We start from the raw sequence: 2090 nt of genomic DNA, 5'->3' as shown, positions 1-2090 counted from the left end.
TTCGGGGCAAGGGTCTTTGTGGTACAAATGGCAATTTGTGGTACAAAGACACACCTTGCCAATATCAAGAATTGATGCCACGCATCTGCTTCAGATTAGGAATTAGCTTTTGACTTTCGGAGCTAAGTTTTGAGTCAGGTTAAGACTTGACTCAGTTTTGACTTGACTCAATTTTGACTTGACTCAATTTTGACTTTGGTCAATTTTGACTTGAGTTAAAACCCACTTCTTGACCAGACTAAATCCTGACTTACCCAACTCTTAACCGAAATCCCCGATGGCTTACTCATTTGACCGTAGGTAATTGTAAGCTCAGATTAAACGCTGAAAACGCACCGATGAAATCAATAATCCCCAAAGAGGGACAAAAGCACACACCCCGATGGAAGAATTGACACTCTCCGAGAGATTGTATGCTCTTGACGTCAGCGTTCCCAAGTTCAAATGAGTATCCGCTAAACCGTATCTCAACTCACTTCTTTTACCCCGCTGTCCAATTACTTATTTCTCTTATATATAGGATTATAGTGCCTTTCAAGCATCGCTTGTATATCGCTCTGTTTGTAGAGTATCTTGCCACCAATTTTGTGATAAGCTATTTTTCCACTATCTCGGTACTCTTGGAGTGTGCGACTGCTCAGACGTAACAGCTTGCAGACTTCCTCACTTGTAAGGTAAACCTCTCCGCCCAACATAGGACGTGCAGTAGCGCAATAACGCTCCAGCTTCTTCAAGACACCCTCCATAAGTTGTGTAAAAATCTGCATTTGCGGGTCTTGTTGTGTAATGATTTCGTTCTCTGACATAGTTCATTCAGTGTTTGAGTTCAGTCTTTCTTTGCATTCAGTATCTCAGTGATGTCGCTCTCTTTGTAATAGCATTTATGCCCAATCATAGAGAACGGGATTTTACCCGTATCCCGATAGTGTTGCAGGGTGCGCTTGCTGATTCCGAGCCTACGGCATACGGCTTCATTGTCGAGCCATTCTTCCGTTTCGGGAGGACACCCGATAAGCCGTTCAATACGGTAGATGAAATCTGCAAAGGAGGAGCAGTGTTGCTCCCAAGCCTTGCGGTCGATGATGATAAGTTTCATTGCATTGTTGTTGATTACGTTATTCATACTCGGCAAACTAGCAGTTTTTCTGTCGATTGCCCTTCTTGTCGGATGCAAAAGTAACCCCTCTAAAGCAGAAAAAGAAAGAGTGAGGAAGAATACGGAAATAGTTAGGACACAAGGGAAATGGAGAACACAGAAGTCTAGGCTATTGCGGTAATGAGATGAGGTGCTGGTTCGTTCCATACAAGCGAAAACAAAATCAGGTCACTCTCAAGTGTTTGATTGCTTCGACATCACTCTATCAATTAACAGAGCGAGAGCACACTCTTTGGCTTGATTGATTGGAGGAGTATTTATTTTGTCGCTTCTTGCGTCCAAAGAGCCTGAGTATGCCGTATTCGTTCGGGCTTATTCTTTTGGCGGTTAGCCTATTGCTGCAAGGTTGGAGCGAAAAATACGACCGCACTAACAATCAAATTTTTGCAAGTATGATAGTAGCAAAGTACAGAGAAAAGCCCTGCGGTGGAGATTTTTCACTCCATCCGCAGGACTTGACCTTACAAGCAATCAAGGCAACCGCCATACCTTTGCCCGACCGAATATGGCTTCAGGTCTTTGAGGGAAGTTCACCTATAAAGGTTCAGATTGCGTTTTGTCTTGCTGTGCTATTGACTCACAATAACCCTCAAAGGCAGAATGCTCTCTGTCAGTGAGTGCAGTCATATCCTCTTGTATCTTGTGATCGGTTATCTTCCCGTAGATTTGTGTCGTGCCAATATTGCTGTGTCCGAGCATTTTGCTGAGCGTTTCCATTGAGATCCCGTTGGATAGGCAAATTGTGGTTGAAAATGTATGGCGAGCCATATGAAAGGTCAAACCTTTCTCTATTCGGCATATCTGACCAATGTTCACACAAGCTAAAGACGCCTTACGGGTGGTTAGGTTAGGGAATATCAAGTCGTCCGATTTCTTGTCTTTGATATAGAGTGAAAGGATTTGCTTGGCAATAGGCAAAAGTGGAATGATAGCT

The 2090-nt window shown here is 43.4% G+C and carries 3 protein-coding genes; all 3 read right to left on the bottom strand.

Annotated features, from left to right (window positions below):
• Positions 1-497 precede the first annotated feature (497 nt).
• Entirely contained in the window at positions 498-806 is a 309-nt protein-coding gene (locus HMPREF9304_RS10965) for a helix-turn-helix domain-containing protein (RefSeq protein WP_036929084.1), read from the bottom strand.
• 20 nt (positions 807-826) lie between these two features.
• Positions 827-1096, bottom strand: a complete 270-nt coding sequence (locus tag HMPREF9304_RS10960; RefSeq protein WP_036929087.1) for a helix-turn-helix domain-containing protein — start codon at positions 1094-1096, stop codon at positions 827-829.
• A 594-nt stretch (positions 1097-1690) separates the two neighbouring features.
• Positions 1691-2090, bottom strand: a 400-nt coding sequence (locus HMPREF9304_RS10955) for a tyrosine-type recombinase/integrase (protein ID WP_036929083.1), incomplete at its 5' end; no start/stop codon positions are given.

It is taken from the genome of Hoylesella timonensis S9-PR14 (assembly GCF_000762405.1).
GTDB lineage: Bacteria > Bacteroidota > Bacteroidia > Bacteroidales > Bacteroidaceae > Prevotella > Prevotella timonensis_A.
This window is presented reverse-complemented; position numbering and strand designations above follow the sequence as displayed.